This window comes from Massilia hydrophila (genome assembly GCF_020208145.1).
In the GTDB taxonomy this organism is placed as follows: Bacteria; Pseudomonadota; Gammaproteobacteria; order Burkholderiales; family Burkholderiaceae_D; genus Telluria; species Telluria hydrophila.
The window spans coordinates 1-477 of the sequence record NZ_JAHYBX010000045.1; the positions used below are offsets into that span (position 1 = coordinate 1).

General features: G+C 61.0%; 1 protein-coding gene. It reads right to left on the bottom strand.

Translation table 11 applies throughout. The features are described 5' to 3' along the window. A partial coding sequence (locus tag LE190_RS21415) for an alpha-amylase family protein (protein WP_501039622.1) occupies nt 1-477 on the bottom strand: 477 nt, incomplete at both ends.

Here is a 477-nt window from a genome sequence, read left to right on the forward strand (position 1 = left end):
AGCGCAGGTTCGCAGTCTGCTGAAGCGCGGCGTTGTCGTTGCGGATGCGGTTCATCTCCGTGATGTAGGCTTTGATATTGTCCGGCCTGTCCCAGTCGCGCTGCTTGATCTCGTACTTCTCGGAATTGAGATATTCCTCGCTGCCGGGGATCGCCTCGTGCTCCAGCAGCTCGAAGCCGCTGTAGACGCCGTAATTGCCCGATAGCGTCGCCGCCAGCGCAACGCGCGACTTGAACGCCCAGGCTTCGCCGCTCTGGAGTTGATAGGGCAGCAGGTCAGGCGTGTTGTCGAACAGGTTCGGGCGATAGAAGTCGCGCTCGGGATAACGCGTCAGCTCGCCGAGATATTGCTCCAGCTCCCACTTCGTCGTGCGCCAGGGGAAATAGCTGAAGGACTGCGCGAAGCCGAGCTTGGCGAGGCCCTTCATCAGCTTCGGCCGTGCGAACGTCTTGGTGAACAGGACCACCTCGGGATGAC